General features: G+C 59.9%; 15 protein-coding genes. 6 read left to right on the top strand and 9 right to left on the bottom strand.

All coding sequences use genetic code 11. The annotated features are described in order from the left end of the window. The first annotated feature begins 169 nt into the window (after nt 1–169). Nucleotides 170–376 carry a hypothetical protein gene (locus tag ACP97_RS20925; RefSeq protein ID WP_079977691.1) on the top strand — a complete coding sequence of 69 codons (207 nt, stop codon included), beginning with the start codon at nt 170–172 and terminating at the stop codon, nt 374–376. On the opposite strand, the gene ACP97_RS20550 is transcribed toward ACP97_RS20925, so the two are convergent. Both ACP97_RS20550 and ACP97_RS16105 read right to left on the bottom strand, forming a co-directional pair. Then, complete coding sequence (locus tag ACP97_RS20550; RefSeq protein ID WP_049998863.1) at nt 324–1,088, bottom strand: hypothetical protein; 765 nt, start codon at nt 1,086–1,088, stop codon at nt 324–326. The two genes, ACP97_RS20925 and ACP97_RS20550, sit on opposite strands and share 53 nt — an antisense overlap. Further along, a complete protein-coding gene (locus ACP97_RS16105) occupies nt 1,089–2,420 on the bottom strand; it encodes a GIY-YIG nuclease family protein (RefSeq protein ID WP_237561218.1) in 1,332 nt (443 codons plus the stop codon). Nucleotides 2,421–2,805: 385 nt separating this feature from the next. Between ACP97_RS16105 and ACP97_RS16100 the strand changes: the two genes are divergently transcribed. Further along, nucleotides 2,806–3,618 carry a helix-turn-helix transcriptional regulator gene (locus ACP97_RS16100; RefSeq protein WP_049998861.1) on the top strand — a complete coding sequence of 271 codons (813 nt, stop codon included), beginning with the start codon at nt 2,806–2,808 and terminating at the stop codon, nt 3,616–3,618. A gap of 157 nt (nt 3,619–3,775) precedes the next feature. Then, a complete protein-coding gene (locus ACP97_RS16095; RefSeq protein ID WP_049998860.1) occupies nt 3,776–4,912 on the top strand; it encodes a flavin-containing monooxygenase in 1,137 nt (378 codons plus the stop codon). A 641-nt stretch (nt 4,913–5,553) separates the two neighbouring features. Here ACP97_RS16095 and ACP97_RS16090 read toward each other — a convergent pair. Beyond that, nucleotides 5,554–5,721, bottom strand: coding sequence for a DNA-binding protein (locus ACP97_RS16090; protein WP_049998859.1), 168 nt, complete (start codon nt 5,719–5,721; stop codon nt 5,554–5,556). Between the two features lie 136 nt (nt 5,722–5,857). Here ACP97_RS16090 and ACP97_RS16085 point away from each other — a divergent pair, with 136 nt between their 5' ends. The 3 genes from ACP97_RS16085 (at nt 5,858) to ACP97_RS16075 (ending at nt 7,916) form a co-directional block, all read left to right on the top strand. Next, complete coding sequence (locus tag ACP97_RS16085; protein ID WP_237561217.1) at nt 5,858–6,715, top strand: ParA family protein; 858 nt, start codon at nt 5,858–5,860, stop codon at nt 6,713–6,715. Further along, nucleotides 6,715–7,077 carry a hypothetical protein gene (locus ACP97_RS20075; protein ID WP_154020054.1) on the top strand — a complete coding sequence of 121 codons (363 nt, stop codon included), beginning with the start codon at nt 6,715–6,717 and terminating at the stop codon, nt 7,075–7,077. Before ACP97_RS16085 ends, ACP97_RS20075 begins: the two co-directional genes overlap by 1 nt. Before the next feature lie 284 nt (nt 7,078–7,361). Then, nucleotides 7,362–7,916, top strand: a complete 555-nt coding sequence (locus ACP97_RS16075) for a hypothetical protein (RefSeq protein WP_049998857.1) — start codon at nt 7,362–7,364, stop codon at nt 7,914–7,916. Nucleotide 7,917: 1 nt separating this feature from the next. Here ACP97_RS16075 and ACP97_RS16070 read toward each other — a convergent pair whose 3' ends face one another. Genes ACP97_RS16070 through ACP97_RS20065 form a run of 6 tightly spaced genes read right to left on the bottom strand, consistent with a single transcriptional unit; the run spans nt 7,918 to nt 16,604 of the window. Then, nucleotides 7,918–10,965 carry a type IV secretory system conjugative DNA transfer family protein gene (locus ACP97_RS16070; protein ID WP_049998856.1) on the bottom strand — a complete coding sequence of 1,016 codons (3,048 nt, stop codon included), beginning with the start codon at nt 10,963–10,965 and terminating at the stop codon, nt 7,918–7,920. Beyond that, nucleotides 10,958–11,128, bottom strand: a complete 171-nt coding sequence (locus ACP97_RS20070) for a hypothetical protein (RefSeq protein ID WP_154020053.1) — start codon at nt 11,126–11,128, stop codon at nt 10,958–10,960. Before ACP97_RS20070 ends, ACP97_RS16070 begins: the two co-directional genes overlap by 8 nt. Then, entirely contained in the window at nt 11,125–12,294 is a 1,170-nt protein-coding gene (locus tag ACP97_RS16065; protein WP_154020052.1) for a hypothetical protein, read from the bottom strand. The genes ACP97_RS20070 and ACP97_RS16065 overlap by 4 nt, the downstream gene beginning before the upstream one ends. Beyond that, entirely contained in the window at nt 12,291–12,485 is a 195-nt protein-coding gene (locus tag ACP97_RS16060) for a hypothetical protein (protein WP_049998854.1), read from the bottom strand. Before ACP97_RS16060 ends, ACP97_RS16065 begins: the two co-directional genes overlap by 4 nt. Next, nucleotides 12,482–16,249 (bottom strand): helix-hairpin-helix domain-containing protein, encoded by a 3,768-nt coding sequence (locus tag ACP97_RS16055; protein ID WP_049998853.1) that lies wholly within the window; start codon nt 16,247–16,249, stop codon nt 12,482–12,484. The genes ACP97_RS16060 and ACP97_RS16055 overlap by 4 nt, the downstream gene beginning before the upstream one ends. After that, entirely contained in the window at nt 16,242–16,604 is a 363-nt protein-coding gene (locus ACP97_RS20065; RefSeq protein ID WP_049998852.1) for a hypothetical protein, read from the bottom strand. Before ACP97_RS20065 ends, ACP97_RS16055 begins: the two co-directional genes overlap by 8 nt. Nucleotides 16,605–16,606: the final 2 nt, after the last annotated feature.

Here is a 16,606-nt window from a genome sequence, read left to right as displayed (position 1 = left end):
ACTCATCTTCGGAGCTCTTCTATCATAATATTTTTGCCCTGTTCAACTCTGCGTGCGAGATACAGGGCGCGTATCGGTCACGCGATCTCTGCATTTGGGATAGTGCTTCCGTCTACTATCGTTGAAGGACCGTCGCAATGCTTTCAGTCATCAATTGGCAATGGGTCGTATGTCCACGACAATCGAAACCCCCGACACTGACGAGACGTGTGCATATTGTGGTTCACACATCTTCGGCCACGACCCGATTTGCGTGCGTGACTGCACCGCTGACTGTGGGTCGCCCAGTTACTTTTGCAATTATGCCTGTCTGTCGACGTACATCAATGAGAACCAACTGACCTACGGTGACGCTTGCGAGTGGTCACCAGAATAATCCTCATAACGAACTCGTCTATCTCACTTGACCCCGTTATTGGTGCTGACAGACTGAGACCGACGACGATTGTCTGCCGAATACATCCTCTGAATCGGTCAGGCGAGAACTGGCAGAGGTACGGTAGTTCTGTAAGATGGTGCTGAATAGATAGCGCATCTCTTGCACATCGGCTCATCGAGGGTGTTTTGCTGGCAGGACACGCAACCATTCGGTGCCCGTCCCACTCCGCATCTGCCAGCGACAACTTCTCCGCAGACGGTCGCTGTCCCGTCAATCCCGTAAAGTGCTGCGTGATCTCGTGATCACCGCAGCGCGACTCGACGTCTCTGTGCGTGTAGCCACCGTCAACGAGGAGATCACTCAATCCGGTCTCGTTCGGTAACTCGGCGACATCTTCGGCTAGCAGGTCACCATCGTCGGTGTTGTTTGTACCAACCCGAACCGTCGTGATCAGCCGAAATGGGTTTTCACCGCCACAGGTCTCTGCAACGTTCGATTTGTACCCGCGGTGAGACTCACCGCCCTTCCGGTGGTAAGTCGCGTCCATGTCGTGGGGATTCTGCATCGACCCACTCTCGATCTCGTCGGCCTCTTTCAGGCCGACGCGATCGGACTCGGGATTGTCCCCGATTGATTGAGCCGTCTCGGCACCGGCCTGGATTTGCGCTGTCTTGCCGTCCTTAGACGCGAAGGTCCTGAGTGGCAGCAACTACGATAGTTCCTGGACACCTTCGAACGAGAATTCAGCCGAATTGATTGGAGCGTCATCGGGGACGTTGCTCTTGTTCAGTAATTGCTTCGGGTGGCTAGCCTGAGCAACGCCGATGAGCTGTGGTTCGAGCTCGGCGAGATACGCCTCGTAACCATATGGTCCGGTGTCCACGCCCTGTTCCCATGCCCGCACCCAGAGGTACGTCTGTTCCTTGAGTCGGTGGGTCCCTGGTTCGAACAGCTCGCTCGCCCACGCCACTTTCCGCGAATCGTTTTCGAAGAGTGCCATGGAGAGTTCGCCGATGTGCCAGTAGTCCCCATCGCCCCAGCGAGCGAAGCTCCGAGTACTCGACCGTTCAGCGGCGATTTCTGTGAAGTTCGCGCTCAGCTCGTTTTTCTTCCCGTACGCTTCTGCTTTCCCAATGTATCGCGGCACGATGCTCGGCCGACTGCGCTCTTCGAAGTCTTCGAGCTGATACATGAGATAGATGACTCCCTCATACCCATCTTCTCTCAGTCCCCCGGCATGGACGCACTTTTTCCCCTCTGTGCGAATTCGCTCGTCGATGGCTGCCGAGCGTTTGAGACGACCCGTGTCGGTCCGTTCGACCGTTAGTTGTTCATCGGTGGCGAACAAGGGGATCGGGTCAGCTGTCGATTCGTCCGTAAGGTCAGTGTAAACGTACTTTTCGAGCCAGTGGTCCCAGAGTTCCGCTTTCGAGTTTTCTGTGGTGGGTACTGTTTCTCGAGGGGGCTCAGTCGAAGTTCCTGGTCTCGCGAAATCGGTCGTGAGCCACTCGTGACCGGCGTTGCCGATCTCGTAGAGCGCTTGATTCGGTGCGAACTCACGGTTCGTCATCGTTTGTCGATACTTCGGATGTGCGAAGATGAGTCCGACCAGCTTCGCCTCGAGTTCCTGTCGGTACGTCTCCACACCGTAGGGCGATTTCTCTACCGTATCGACGTCGAGAATCCACACGTAGAGTTGTGAGTCGGCGGCATCCCGGACCGCAGCGATGTGGTCGTATTTCGAGAAGCTACCCCACGAGCCGTCGTCTTCCCAGCCATCGACCGGGAGCGCGTCGTCGATTTTCTTGTAGTGTTGGTAGATCCGGGAGCCGATGTTGCGCGATTCACCGACGTAGACGGGGGTGATATCGGACGCAGTGTCGAGTGGATCATCCGCTAAGTAGATGAGATACAGGTACTCGCCGTCGTTTTTCCCGTATCGATAGCTATCGACTGCATCAGTGGTGTCGAGTTGTTCGTCGACTGTCATCAAGAATGGGACCGGATCCGGGCGGTTGGAGTCCTGGATATCTTGGAGCATATTATTTTCCAGCCATGTAGTCCACAAATTCGCTTTTGAGTTGGGCATGTAATTGTGTTTATTAGCTAATTAACACATTAATTTTGCCTTCATGAAGGGAGGGATTTCGGTTTTTCAGAGCAATGACCGAAGCTAGCACTCATCTTCGGAGTTCTCATATCATACGACTATTGCCCTGTTGAACTCTGCGTGCGAGATACAGAGTGCGAATGCAGTAAGTGGTACTGCCACGATAGCACCACGGCCGAGTGCGTCGCCACAATCGGTGCGGGCTGGGAAGCAGGCATAGGGCACGCCACTCGAACCGCCCGAACCCCTCGATCGTAGAGTCGCCTGTATCTCTCCCACGGAGAAGCGCTAAGCTCCTCGCCTCCCTTCATCACATATGACCGCGGGAATCGACAACATCCAATTCCTAGCCACGTCGGCCCACCGCGTCGGCGTCCTCGAAGCGTTGGCCGACGGACCAACCGACCGTCGAGAGCTTTGTGAGGCCACCGGCGCCTCCTCGCCAACCGTCGGACGGGTGCTCGCCGACTTCAAAGAGCGTCGGTGGCTCAACAGGGATGGCCCCACGTACGGACTGACCCCCCTCGGTGAATACGTCGCCGACCGGTTCCTGGCTTTCAGGGACGCGATGGAGATCGAGGAGAAGCTTCGCGATGTCTGGCAGTGGCTGCCGGGCGAGATGCCGGGCTTCTCCGCCGAGCTCTTCGCCGACGCGGTGGTTTCCTACCCTGGACCAGGCTACCCCTACGAGCCCGTTGAGCGTCTCGGCCAGCTCATCGCGTCGACCTCCTCGTTGCGCGGGTTCGACAACATCGTCTACAAATCAAGCAACCTGGAGACGGCCTGCGGAGCGGTCCTCGAAGGAATGACGTTCGAGTACGTGTTCACGCCCAAGGCCCTGGAGGGGACGTTCGCCTGGAATCCTGATCGGATCATGGAAGTCACCGCCTGTGAGAACGCTACCGTCCTCGTCCACGACCACCTTCCCGACGGCGACCGCTGCGGCCTCGGCATCGTGGACGACCGGGCCGGCATCTGCTGTCACGACGCCGAGACCGGGGCGCTGACGGCGATCATCGACACCGACGCCCCAGAGGCCCGCGAGTGGGCCATTTCAGTCTTCGAGCAGGTTCGCGAGGAGGCGACGCCGGTCGACCCTGCCGCCTTCGATTCCCACGAGTCGTCATAACGCCCTAGCGATGACCACCACCATCAGACTTGTAAACCGGTCAGCCGGGAACCCTGACGTAGCAGACACCTGACTTACCCGAGATTTCAGGGCGTGAAATCTTGCATCCGGCATCATCACTTTCCAGCAACGCGTACGCTCATCGAGGAACAAATGCATGATCGAACAATACGATACCGTCGTTATCGGTGGTGGCCAGGCCGGACTGGCAACCGGGTACTACCTGCAGCAGCATGATCAAGATTTCGTAATCCTTGATGCGAGCGACCACGTTGGCGACGCATGGCGAGCCCGCTGGGACTCCCTCCGAGTGTTCACCCCCGCCCGCTACTCGAGCCTACCGGGGATGGACTATCTGAGCTCACCGTACGCCTTCCCCACGAAGGACGAGGTGGCCGACTACTTGGAGACTTACGCCCAACGGTTCGACCTGCCCGTCGAACTCGGCGTCCGCGTGGACGGGCTGGAACGGAGCGACGATGGCTTCCTCGTCACTGCGAGTGACCGACGGATCGAGACGGACAACGTCGTAGTGGCGATGGCAAGTTACCAGGTCCCGAAGATCCCGGATTTCGCAGCGGATCTCCCCGACGACGTCGTCCAACTGCACACGAGTGACTACCGCAACCCCGATCAGCTCCAGGACGGGGACGTGCTCGTCGTCGGGGCGGGCAACTCCGGTGCCGAGATCGCACTTGACGTCGCCGACGAGCACGAGACGAAGTTGTCGGGCCGGGACGTCGGCCACGTGCCGTTCCAGATCGACTCGTGGGTGGGCCGCCACCTTGGGATTCCGTTTGTGATGCGCGTGCTCTTCCATCGGATCCTCACGACGGGGACGCCCATCGGGCGCCGCAAGCGTCCGAAGATGCTGTCCCAGGGTATCCAGCTAGTCCGGGTCAAACCAAATGACTTAGACGCGGCTGGCGTCGAGCGGGTGCCTCGAATGACTGGCGTCCGCGACGGCCGCCCCGTCGTCGGAGATGCCGTTCTCGACGTTGAGAACGTCATCTGGTGCACTGGATTTCACCCTGACTTTTCGTGGATAGATCTCTCGATATTCGACGGAAAAGAACGGCCTAAGGAGCCTATCCACGTTCGCGGCGTCGTTCCGGATGAGCCAGGATTGTACTTCGTCGGCCTATTCTTCCTGTATGCGATGACGTCAGGGCTGTTCACCGGTGTCGGCAGGGATGCGGAGTACGTGGTCGATCACTTGACGTCGACGGCCCGGCAGCAGCCGTCTCATCCGAGCTACACCGAGACGGTGGATGGACTCCCACTGCAGTCGTAGTCAAGTTTAGCGTCGGCCCCGCGTCTGACAAAGGCTAGTCTCTCGAACCTCGCCATCTCACACGGTCTAATCCATCTTAACTTGGAACTAGATCACCAGCGGTGACAAATCATTCTCTCTATACAATATTATAGGAATCAGAACTCATTCTCGGAGTTTCTCTTTCAGTGTATCCGACAACGTGGCGACAAACTCACACTCAACGGACAACGGTAGCAAGTGCAGACGAGCATCTACGAGATACTCTGCTGATCCCTATAGGATGGATTCGCGCAAAACTATGGGTTGCTCTGATAATCTCTTGTCGTCAAGCGCTCCAGTGGACCGCTGGATTGGATAATCTCCCTACTGGACGGTTTGACTATCTCCCGCTGCTCTCGATTTCTTTCAAGGCTCGCTGCTTTCCGTCTCGTCCGCACCTATCTGCTATGGAGTCTCGCTTCTACCCTTCTCTCTTGTTCCAATCCCAATCCTACCATACGATCTGTGCCATCGTGAAATCTCCTATCTCTCGCTCTCTACACCCACTCGTCATCCCCACTGGCTATCGCTGGCTACTGCTCGCTGGCAGTCCGGCTGGCTATTGCGCTGCTTCGGAAAGAATGCTCTCGGTTCGGTCCCAGCGTCGACGACGTCGATCCCTACAGGTCGCGCGCCTGCACCGTCTTCCGCTCGTTTGCATCAGCTCGCTGGGCCGCGTTTTCGAGCAGTTCGCTCACGTCCTCGTCGAGGGCGTCGTAGAAATCCGAGGACACGTTCATATCGCTCAGCTTGTCCTTCACAGCCGATTTGACGATGAGGTTCGTCACAGACGATTTCTCGTGTCTGTCTCCGTCAAACTGTCTATTCTCACGACTCTCGCTGGCTCTATCGGGGTGTTACACTCGAAATCCGGTGTGGCGTCTGACGTAGAACTAAGTGGTTTGCCTATGAAAATCGGTTCGTATGGCACAACCAGAAAAACAAGCAGAACCAGAAGAACTCGATGACGTGAAACACCCGGTTACAATCGCCGTGAGCAACCAGAAAGGCGGCGTCGGAAAGACCACGATTGCCGTGAACGTCGCCGGGGCGCTGAATCAGCGCGGTCGTGACGTCCTGCTCGTCGACCTCGACCCACAGGGCAACGCCACGGAGGGCCTCGGATTCGCTGAGGCCTACGACGCGGAACCGCCTAGCCTCTTCGACGTGCTGACGGACTCGGAACAGCGCGGAGAAATCAAGCGCCTCGTTGAGGAGCACGCGGAGATGGACATCGTACCCAGCAACGTCGACCATCACCATACGGAACGCGAGATGACCCATGTCCGCCGACCCACGGAGCAGTTGGCGCTCGCGCTTGAGGAACTCGACCAGCAGTATGATTACGTGCTGATTGACTGCCCTCCGTCGCTTGGCCATCTGACGGACAACGCGCTCTATGCTGCCCAGAACCTTCTCATCCCGGCGCTCGCAGAATCTACCAGTAAGCGCGCTGTGGAGCTACTGTTCGACCACGTGACCTCGATAGAGCGGGACTTCGACATCTCGATTCAGGAGCGTGCGCTCGTCGCCAACAGAGTCGAGCAGACCAATGAAGCATCGGAAATGATGGACTGGTTCGCTCGCGCATTCGATGACACGCCCCGCTTCGAGGTTCGGAAACGGGTCGCCCTCCAGCGTGCACACAGTGCCGGCAGCTCGCTTTTCGAGTATGACCCGGGAGTGGACATGTGCGACGTCTTCTTAGAGATTGCCGCCACGCTCGATGAGCAGTTTGGACTGCCCCCGGCAGAAACAGCATCCATTCGGGAGGCCCAGTAATGGGAGACCGCGCTGACAGACTGAGCAGTCGTCGGAAGGGTCGGTCCTCGGAACAGCCAGCAGAATCGGAAGAACAAGAAAAACCAGAACAATCAGCAGAACCAGAAGAACAAGAACAACAGGAGAAGCCACAGAGCGCCAAGGACCTATATCAGGGTACGTATATGTATCTCCCTGAAGACCTCCGTCAGGAGTTCGATCTCGTCGCCAGTGAAATAGACACACAGCGTCAGCGTCGGAACGGAAAGAAGGTCGAGAAGATACGGCATTTTGAGCCGCTAGTCGTCGCGCTCGGTCTGGAGGCTATCGAGAATATGGATGACAATGCGTTGGAAGAGCGTCTCGCTGAGTTCGACCCGTGACCGTTGTGATACCACCTTACTGATATATACTCTTCGCCCGGCTCACTCAGTTCGTTTCGTTTGCTCGGCTCTCCTCGCACAGCCGGTTTGCCCGGTTCATCTTGCCTAACTTGTTCGTCCAGTTCGCCCAGTTTTCTACGTTTGTTCGCCACCGCTATTTTCCTCGGCCTTGGCCTCGTTTCAGCCACCCCCTCCCCCTGTCTTCACAGCTACTGCCTTCGCTACTGGGGAGCCTTTCAGTAGGACACGTTTGTTATTTACAGTAGGGAGTTATTGCATGTTGTATGGCGACCACTGCTGACGAGCAAGAGTCGGAACCGGACCTCGCCGCGTGGGTGAGCGGCCGTCGCCGGGTCATCCTACAGGCACTACGCTTCCACAGCGGCGAGGCCAACACCTCAGAACTCAGAGAATACACTGGGCTGGAGCGTGGGAGCTTCAACCACCACATAAATGCGCTACTCAATCCACCGGAAGACCTGTGGGCGTCGGTCGAGTGGATGGACGGTGAGCCACCGGTTGAGGTCGTCGGGGAGGCCCACGTCGGCACCCCTGTTCCGGCCCGTCAGTTCGGGCTAACTGAGACGGGTGAAAGACTGTTCGAGGAGTTGGTAGATGATGTCGGCGTGCAGGCCAGCGATGTCCGCGACCTCCAGCAGCGCGTCGATAAACTGGAAGCTGGGTCCGGAGCTGGGCAGGAGACGGACCACGAGCGCATCGAGGAATTGGAAGCCAACGTCAAGGAGTTGGAGAGTGAGATAGAGCGGATGCACGAGGCCTACAACGATATGGTCGATGTGATTCGAGACCTCGATGAAGGACAGGCCCCCGAGCAGTAGCTCAGAGTTTTTCGAGTACCGGAGAACTGTCGCTGTCTTCGTCGCCGGGGAACGCTTTTTCCATCTGTTCGCGCTGCTCGTCGGATAGCTCACTACCGCTGGTCGCCGTCTCTTCGCGCGCAGCGCCCGCGTCCGCCGGCTCGGCCCTACTATCGTCCTCGTTCTCGTCAACGCTCACGCTCGCCGACTGCTCCTCGCCGACGGCTTCGGTGATGGGCAGCTGCTCGACATCGGGGCCACGGTAGAGGTGCAGGTCCTCGGGTTGGTCCGCGTCCTCGGGAACCACTACGATGTCCCACGCGCTCTCGGACACCCTTCGGTCAAAGTGGTACTCCGGGATGAACGGCCGGTACACGGGCACGTACTTGTCACGCTGGTCGTCCGGCACGACCTCACTGGTCGCCGGGTACTTCTCGGGCTGCTCGAACACCTCGGTGGCGCTCTCGAAGCGGGCGTGTTCCTCACCATCGCTATCTCGGAGCAGGTACTCGCCGCTTTCCTCATCGTGGAGCCAGACGGTCTGGCGAGCGCCCTTCGGGCGAAGCATCATCTGGCCGTTGACCATGAGCTCGCCACTGTTGTAGCAGCGCTGGTGCTCGCCGTCCCAGCTGTGCGAGTAGTAGCTGTTCTCGGTGAGCGTCTGCCAGAGCGTTCCGGCGACGCGCTCACGACAGGTAAACAGGCAGTGCTGGCCCTTGTTGTACGCCTGTGCGAGGTTGAACAGCGACTGCGCCGGCTTCGAGTCGCCGGTGCTGCTCTCGGCCTCGATGGCGACCGCCGGGCCGTCCGTCCGCCGTATGATGACCGGGTTCGCACCCTGGGGGATGGCGAAACGGTCCAGCAGCGGGTACTGCTGCTCGAACTGCTGGCTGACGTTGCGGACATCCCGGTGGGTGCGCTCGCCGATCTCGAAATCGAGCATCGCCACGTCCGAGAGGTCGGCCACGCCGTCGGGCATATCACCGTCTCCCTGCGTCGGTAGCGAGACGACCATCCCTGCCCGAAACAGCGGCGCGTAGCCGTCCTTCAGTAGCGTCCGGTGCTTGCCACCGCCAGCGCTCCCCGCCGAACCGGTCTCGAAGATCCTGTTCTTGCCGCGCTCGGTGCAGCGCATGAACATCTTGCCGTCGCGTTCGGCGACCTCCAGCAGGTCATCGGGAACGTGGTCGATGACGTGCCAGAGTAGGCTGACGTGGCTGACGTCGACGGTCGGCAGGTAGCGGTCCACCCGCTTCCGGATCGCCGGCTTCTCGACCAGGACCCAGCGCTCGCCCTCTCCGTTCTGCTGGCTGTCCTCGTTATCTTCGTTGTTCTGGTTTTGCTGGTTTCTCTCGTTGTTCTGGCTCTCCTTGTTCTCCCGGCGAAGCCACTCGTCGTAGGCGGCCTTTGCGACCTGCGCGGCCTGCTGATCGTCTATCTCTTGGCTCTCCTCAACTTGTTCCTCAACACTGCCAGCCGTCGAGAAGTGCATCTTGTCCTGCACCTCCTCACTCGTTGGCGGGACTGTCCCATACTCGTCGAGGCTCTTGACGATGAGCCGGTAGGCGTCCTTGATGCTATGCAGCGGTGGGTACGGTGGAAACGCTTCGGCGAGGAACGGCCGCGAGCGCTTACCCGGTCCGGTCGCCGTCCGCATCCATGCGTGGAACTGGTCGGTCTCCAGTAGGTCTTGGTCGTCTTTTTCGCCGAAGCGCCGCGAGAGCAGTTTCGCCTCATCCGGGTGGCCGGGGTCGTAGGAGATGAGAGAATTACAGTTGCCGAGAATTGCATCCTGCGCGTCTTGGTCCAACTGCCGTAGCTGCTGCGTGGCGATGGTCAGGCCCAGCCGCTTCGAGCGTGCCTTCGCCAGCATCTTCTCGACCTTGCTCCCCTCGCTGAGCACGTCGTGGGCCTCGTCGATGACGAGGAAGTAGGGGGTGTAGTCCGCGTCGAACGACCCACCGCTCTCCTCGTGCTCTCGGACAGCCTCGTCGACGGCCTCCTCGTCGAACTCGCCCACGCCGCCGTCGTCGGCCTCGGCCATGTCCTGCATCAGCTGGTCGCGTGCGGATGGCCGCGAATCCACGGCAGTCCATATCTGGCGGAGTATCGCGGTCGCAACCGCTTCCTTCGGCTCGTCGGGGAGGTTGTTGTTCACGAGGATGATTTTCTCGTCCTCGACGGCCTGCGGGATGGACGTCTTCGCGTCGCGCTGGGCGACGATTTGGCGCATGGTCGGCTCCTCGACCCAATCCTTCAATCGCCGGCGAATCGCGTCGAGGTCGATGTCATCGAGTTCGGCAATTTTCTTCGTATAGCCCTGAATGAACGAGAGGTCTTCGTCGCTGGCTTGAATCAGGTTCGCGTACTCCGCCCGGCTCTCCTCATCAAGCAGTGCGCCGAACATATCGGCGAGTGTGAAATCGAACTCGTGGCGAATCATCCCGCGCAGCATATTGGAGGCGATCCCGTCCATGCGCGGCCCCCAATAGTCGTCGGCGGCGAGCAACGCTTTGAGGTCGTTGACGATGCCCTCTACCTCGCCGTCGAATCCGGGATCGCCGGGATCAGAATGAGTCTCCAGCAGGTTGAAACCGACCTGTTTGCGGAAAGCGTCGCTGCCCGGCGAGATGAAGATCACGTCGTCCCAGCGTTCTTTGGGAATCGACATGAGGATGTCAAGCACGTCATCGCCCTTCGGGTCGATATAGCAGACGCCCTTTCCGGCGTAGATGTGCTGCTGGACGATGTTCTTCTCCAGCGTCGACTTCCCCATTCCAGTCAGTCCGCCAATGAAGATGTGCCGAAAGAGTAGGCTGTACGGCAGCGAGACGTCTTTGTTGTCGCGCTCGGTTGCACCTATCCAGCGCGGCTGGTCGGGAACCTGCTCGGCGTACTCGACCATCGCCCGCGCTCGAGATCCGGCGTAGATGTTGCCGTTCTCCGCTATCATCTTCATCTCCCGGCGCGTGAATTGGCGCTGTTCGTCTTCGCTCGCCGGCGTTACTGCATACGGCCAGTCTTCGGTCTCTGCTTCGGCCTCGGTTTCGGTGTCAGCTGTTTCACTCATGGATGGGATGGTGGTCGTCTCGGAGCGCGTACACGCCAACGTAGAGGGCGGCGAACGCCACGAGATGGCCGGGGTGGACTGTCCACCCGCCCAGCAGCGCGCCACGGCCGACGTACACCGCTATGCCAGCGAACAGGAGCACGGAGTGGGGCTTCGGTTTCATTCGCCGCTTGCCCCGCTTTCGCTCTCGCTATCGGCTTCGTCCTGGAACGATTCGAACGCGGGCGCTTCGCTCGGCGTGCTCCCCGAACCGCTTGTTCGCGAGTAGTCGATTTCGGGTGTGGCGAGCGTCGTCGGGACGTGACAGACACCAGCGAGAGCACCCGCCGAGAGTATCATCTCTCGGTCGACCCACTCGCGCTTTGCCATCCGGCGAACGAGCGTCGTCGCGCCATCTGGGCCGGCCCAAATCGGCTCGAAGCCCTGCTCGTAGGTGCTAGTATAGAACCGACGGTACATTCCGGCGGTGTCTCGTACGCGCTCTTCGGCTTCCTCGGGGCTGTTCGCGGTGGCGATGACGCGCACGTTTAGATGGTAGCCCTTCGCGCCGCGCTGGTCACCAACGACGTCGGCGGCCTGCTTCTGTGCGCTCGTCGTCGGTCGCTTCTTCGTGTGATCGATTTCCTCAGCATTGCCGCCGGTGAGCGCCGTGGCGAAGCCTTCGAGGACGGCACTGGGCCGCCAGCCTACCTCGCCTTTCTTCAACTGCTCGGCGGTGTGCCCGACGCCGTGATACCAGTTCTTGCGGTCGCGTGAATGGTTCGACCACGCCGGCCGAATTAGTACTTGCACCATCGTCGAGACATCATCACCGCCCTCGCGCCGGCCGATCATCTCAGGGATGATGGCTCCGTAGGGATCAGTCTCGAACTCCTCGGGATCGATTTCGAAATGCTTGATGGGCTTGAAGTAGTTATCATCGGCGAGTTCAAGCCGTGCAGCCGCCAGATACTGGCCCTCTTTGATTGGGATGAATTCGGCCGGATCGCGCGTCACATCGGCGTCGCGGTAGAAGTTCGGGACGAGCCGCTCCAGTTCTTCGAGCACATGCTCGTCGACGGGCGCGAACCGATACCCGATACCTTCATTCGCGTAGGTCGGCTCGAAGGCGATGGGTGGTGTCTCATTCGTACTTCGAAGCCCATCCGATGACTTAACGTCGTGAATAGCGGTGAGCAATTGCTTTGCCGCCCGCATATCTCCATCATCGCGGTAGGGGCGAACGTTCAGCACGTCACCGTGCTCGGCAACCGACTCGTGAACATCGTCGGCGAGTTCGCGGGTCACTTCAGCAGTATCGGGAGATTGTCGGCTGCCAAGTAGACTCACGAATCGCCACCGCCCAAGTTAACCCAGTCGTATTCGTCTTCGAACTCATCCAGTAGGTACGCAAGCGTATCGTCACCCGTCATGTCTTTGTCAATGTGTGCGGAAAGTTGCCGCCGAAACGAATCAAAACGCGATTTGGTTTCCGAACTGGTCGAAATCGAGCTTCGTCCTGAACTACTGTCGTCGCTCATTCGCTTCGACTCTCACCGGCGGATATTTTATCTTTTGCCGGCCATTCGGCGAGAAGGTCGCTTGCGCTCTCGATGAGTTGCTCGGCGCGCGTCGGGCCGACGCCTCCAACCACGGTCAGCTCGTCGCACTCGGCACTTGCTACGTCGCCAACCGACTCGAAGCTGGCTTCGCGGAGTGTGGCTGCACGGTCCTCACCAATGTGTTTGATGTCCGTCAGCGCGGGCTGAGCGCCGTCCTTGGTTTCTCCATTCGCATTCTCATCGCTCGATTCGTCTTTTTGTTGCTGGCGTTCGTTAGTCTCCGCACTCTCTGGATCCTCGATGAGATCCTCGGACCACCCGAGTGTCCGTGCTGCGTTCCGTTGGAGCCACGCGGCCTTAGTGGGGTCGAAGCCCTCGACGTCAGCGAGCGCGCTGTTGTCGGCCCCATAGACTGCCTCGACACTTTCGAAGCCAGCGTCGCGGAGCGAAGCGGCAACGGGCGCGTCAACGGTGCCGTGGATGTCACCGAGCGTCAGTTCATCCGTTGGCTTGTCCGACTGCTTTCTGTCCGCTGCGCCGGTCTGTGCGATGACCTCTTCGGCGCTCCTGATGCCGCTCGCGTCGGCTCGCCTCTCGGCGTCATCTATGCTCCCAGTGGCTCGCTCATCACCCTCAGTGGCTTCTGGGTCCGATGGCCCAGCCTCCCTTTCGTCGTCCGTGCCGTCGCCCTCGTCGCTCTGAGCGGGCTGTGTGGATGGTTCCGAATCCGGTTCCGTTTCGTCCGCCAACTCCGGCCGGAAGCCCGATTCGCTCGCCCAGCGCCAGTTACACACGTCGTCGTGATGGCGAAGGTAGGCGGCCATGTCCTCGCCGTGTTTCTGCGGATCGTAACGATAGAGAGCGAACTCGCGCGGGTTCACGTCCTCGTCCATCTCGACACGCAGCGGGAAGCAGCCCTCACGGTCGATCTGTAGGAGCGCCTCGGCGTAGCCGATTTCGCGCTCGCCTGGCTCGGCGTCCTTGATGAACTTCTGTTCGGCCTCACTGAGGTCGAATGCTTTGCCCCATGTGCTGTTCATCTCTTTCAGGTAGTGAAAGAGTGTCATCGAGGTGTTGTCGATGATGTCCTTCGCCGACTCTTTGACCGTCTCACCCTCGTCTTCGCGCTCCTCAAAGAAATCGCCCATCTGCTGGGTGCTGAATATCATCGAGAGGTCGTAATGCCGGGAGTGGCGAACGATCTGGCGCAGGAAGCGCAGGTCGGCCGTGTTCGAGAACATGTAGTGAGCCTCGTCGAAGGCCGTCACGGTCGGGTTCGCCGATGTTTTCGCTTGCTCGTAGACCTGCGAAATCAGCAGTTGCATCATCAGCCCGCCGGCCTCGCGGTCCGAATCGTACTGCTGGAGGTCGAGATACAGGAAGCCGGTGTTCTCAATGTCCGTGATGTCGGTCTGCTGGGTGAGGTTGTGGTACTCGCCGCCCTCCAGTAGTGGCTCGATGTCGTTGTTGAGAATCTCGACCGCGGTTTGTTCCCGGTTTTTCTTCGCCGATTCGACGTTTTCGAGCGCGTCGTCGACGTAGTTGCCGGGGTTACGGGCCATGTCGCGGATGAACCAGATGGCGGTCATGACCGTTGGACTCTTTCGGTCGTGGGTGTCGGGATCTTCGGTGATGCCCGCCCACTTGTAGGCGAGCTTGATGGCCTTCTCCCACGTACCCTTACGGTTCTCGTAGTTCATCCCCTCCAGCTGGTAGTAGGTCTCGACGAACGCTTTCGCCTGCCGGACGGCCGTCTTGAACGGTATCTCGCGGCCGATGTCCCGTAGCACGTCCTCGGGCGTCGGCTCGATGTGGAAGGGATTAATGGCCGTGTCGCCGCCGATGACGATGCGCTCACCGTCGAACAGTTTGGTGAGTCCGGCGAAATCCTGCAACGGGTCGATGACAACGATAGTGGTCTCGGGGTTGCGGAGTTTTCGCCGTGTGAGCAACTGCTTGAGCGAGGTCGTCTTCCCGCTGCCAATGGTGCCGAAGATGCCGATGTTGTAGCCCGTCGGCCGGTTGTAGATGTCGAGCACCGTCGGCTCGTCGCGCTCGCGGTGCTTGCCGACGACCACGCCGTTCGGCTCGGTGAGATTCTTCGCGTGCCACGGATAGACCGACGCGAGGCCCATGTCCTTCATGAGCGCCGTCTCGCCGATGACGTCTTTCGCTATCGGGGCCGAAGAGTGCAGCCCGTTCATCTGGTTGTGGTCGACGCGCACCCCGCCGGCGTTCGCCGGCTTTTCCTGGAGCTTGCGCTTGACGCTCGCCACCGTGTCGTTGTGCCACTCTACGCGGTCCTCGTTGCTGGGTGCGGCGGTGACGTCGGATTTGACCGTGATGTAGGCCGCGACTTCGAACATCGCCTTGTTCGGGGCCTTCCGGGTCTCGTTGATGTCCTTCGCCGTCTCGTATTTCTGGCGATCGCGGTCGCGGGTGAACGACTCCTTTTCCTCCGCCTTCTTCCACTTCTGCTCAAGCGAGAGCACCTTCTGGTCCATGTCGTCGGTCTCGTCGCGCTCGGCCTGCACCGAGAGGATGACCTCGACGCCCGGCTTCGAGGACGCCAGAATGTGGCTGAACATCCCGTAGGTCGGCACGCGCGGCCAATTGCGAACGGCGATGGTACTGGTGAGCGTCCGGTCGTCGATGCGGACATGGCCGGGGTCGGTAGTGTCGAACTTCGCCGCGAGTAGCGACTTGTAGTGATCGGCGAGCGCATCCGGCTCGTCGCGCACGACGTCGGCGGTCGTCCGATCGGGCGGCGAGACGCCGGGCTGGTATCGGGCCTGCGCGCCGTCGTCAGCGACTGCACGCCCGCCCGTGGCGTCGCCTTCGACCTGCTCATGTTCGTGGGCGATTGGGTACTCGGGGTCATCCTCGTCACCGTAGACGAGCGGAGCCTGTCGGACGAGGCTGGCGTAGTCGTCGTAGGCGAAGGCATCGCCGCGGCCGTAGTGGTCGTCGATGACCTGCGTCGCCTTCGTCGAGGAGAGCGGTGTCGCCGAGACGCCCTCCATTCCACGAATCGCCGATGCCATCTGCTCGACGCGCGTGGTGAGCTTATCGCACATCGCTCGCGCGTGAGCGGCGTCGTCTTTCTGTTCGCGCTCGTGCTGTTTAACCATCGACCCGACGACGGGCACCGTCGCTAGCCCGCCGCGATCTTCGGTGAATCGTGCGGTCGTATCCAGCTCCGAAACCGAGACGATGACGTAGTGCGTGCGCGAGAGCGTGGTCTGTTCGTGGAGGCTGACGTTCTTCGCGCGCTCTTGGGCGATGTCCGCGAGAGCTTTGCTGTTGGTCGTATCGCCGGTGAGATGGCGCTCTTGGGCCTGCTCGCTGTAGGTCTCGTGGCGGTCACCGTAGTCGACTGAGCGCATCGGAGAGTAAATCTGGACCGAGCCGTTCGTGTTCGACATTAGGACGCTTGATAAGCGCTCGACCTGCGCCTCCCACTCGCTATCGTCGACGGTCGCCATGTTCGCCGGCTCGACCTCGATGACCCCGATATACGTCCCGTCGTCGCGTCGGATGGCGTACTCGCCGCGAACGGCGTCCTGAAGTGGGATGTGATCCTCGCCGGACGTTGGTCGCCCGGCACCAATGACCGGCATCGAGCGCACGCCCGGGAGCCGGGCGATTCTCCCCGGAACCGTCTCGTTGGCCGGCTGCTCGATACCGCCGTCGCTACCGCGCTGCTGCGAGTTCGAGTTTGGATTCGTAGCGTCATCACTCATTGTTAGTATACTTGGTATGGTCTGTATGTCTGCTCCATCCGCTACCACTTCCATCTGGAACATAAATTTGCTGCTGAGTATGGGAAGTGAGACGCCGATAGGCGAACTCCCATGGGGTGAGATGCGGCGGCGTCGCCGAAAAGAGGATGCCGACACCGGCCACGACCCCGAGACCGCCAATGAGGGCGACGGGCAACGGGAAGAACTGCGGCAGCACGAACGTCATGATACCGACGAACAGGACTGCCAGCGCCCACGTCTTGTGTGAATAGCCGACCAGCTCCGGGTCAGTCGAAAAATCCGACAGGATGCGGTCGTCAACGTGCTCCTCGCTGGGTGTGTCTTGGTGTGACATGG

Source organism: Halococcus sediminicola, assembly GCF_000755245.1.
GTDB lineage: Archaea > Halobacteriota > Halobacteria > Halobacteriales > Halococcaceae > Halococcus > Halococcus sediminicola.
This window is presented reverse-complemented; position numbering and strand designations above follow the sequence as displayed.

What these genes read in the sequence shown, in the direction of transcription:
- ACP97_RS16105 (WP_237561218.1), bottom strand. Translation starts at nt 2,420, where the DNA reads ATGCTCCAAGATATCCAGGACTCCAACCGCCCGGATCCGGTCCCATTC.
- ACP97_RS20065 (WP_049998852.1), bottom strand. Translation starts at nt 16,604, where the DNA reads ATGTCACACCAAGACACACCCAGCGAGGAGCACGTTGACGACCGCATC.
- ACP97_RS16100 (WP_049998861.1), top strand. Translation starts at nt 2,806, where the DNA reads ATGACCGCGGGAATCGACAACATCCAATTCCTAGCCACGTCGGCCCAC.
- ACP97_RS16070 (WP_049998856.1), bottom strand. Translation starts at nt 10,965, where the DNA reads ATGAGTGAAACAGCTGACACCGAAACCGAGGCCGAAGCAGAGACCGAA.
- ACP97_RS16060 (WP_049998854.1), bottom strand. Translation starts at nt 12,485, where the DNA reads ATGAGCGACGACAGTAGTTCAGGACGAAGCTCGATTTCGACCAGTTCG.
- ACP97_RS16075 (WP_049998857.1), top strand. Translation starts at nt 7,362, where the DNA reads ATGGCGACCACTGCTGACGAGCAAGAGTCGGAACCGGACCTCGCCGCG.
- ACP97_RS16055 (WP_049998853.1), bottom strand. Translation starts at nt 16,249, where the DNA reads ATGAGTGATGACGCTACGAATCCAAACTCGAACTCGCAGCAGCGCGGT.
- ACP97_RS20070 (WP_154020053.1), bottom strand. Translation starts at nt 11,128, where the DNA reads ATGAAACCGAAGCCCCACTCCGTGCTCCTGTTCGCTGGCATAGCGGTG.
- ACP97_RS20075 (WP_154020054.1), top strand. Translation starts at nt 6,715, where the DNA reads ATGGGAGACCGCGCTGACAGACTGAGCAGTCGTCGGAAGGGTCGGTCC.
- ACP97_RS20925 (WP_079977691.1), top strand. Translation starts at nt 170, where the DNA reads ATGTCCACGACAATCGAAACCCCCGACACTGACGAGACGTGTGCATAT.
- ACP97_RS16095 (WP_049998860.1), top strand. Translation starts at nt 3,776, where the DNA reads ATGATCGAACAATACGATACCGTCGTTATCGGTGGTGGCCAGGCCGGA.
- ACP97_RS16085 (WP_237561217.1), top strand. Translation starts at nt 5,858, where the DNA reads ATGGCACAACCAGAAAAACAAGCAGAACCAGAAGAACTCGATGACGTG.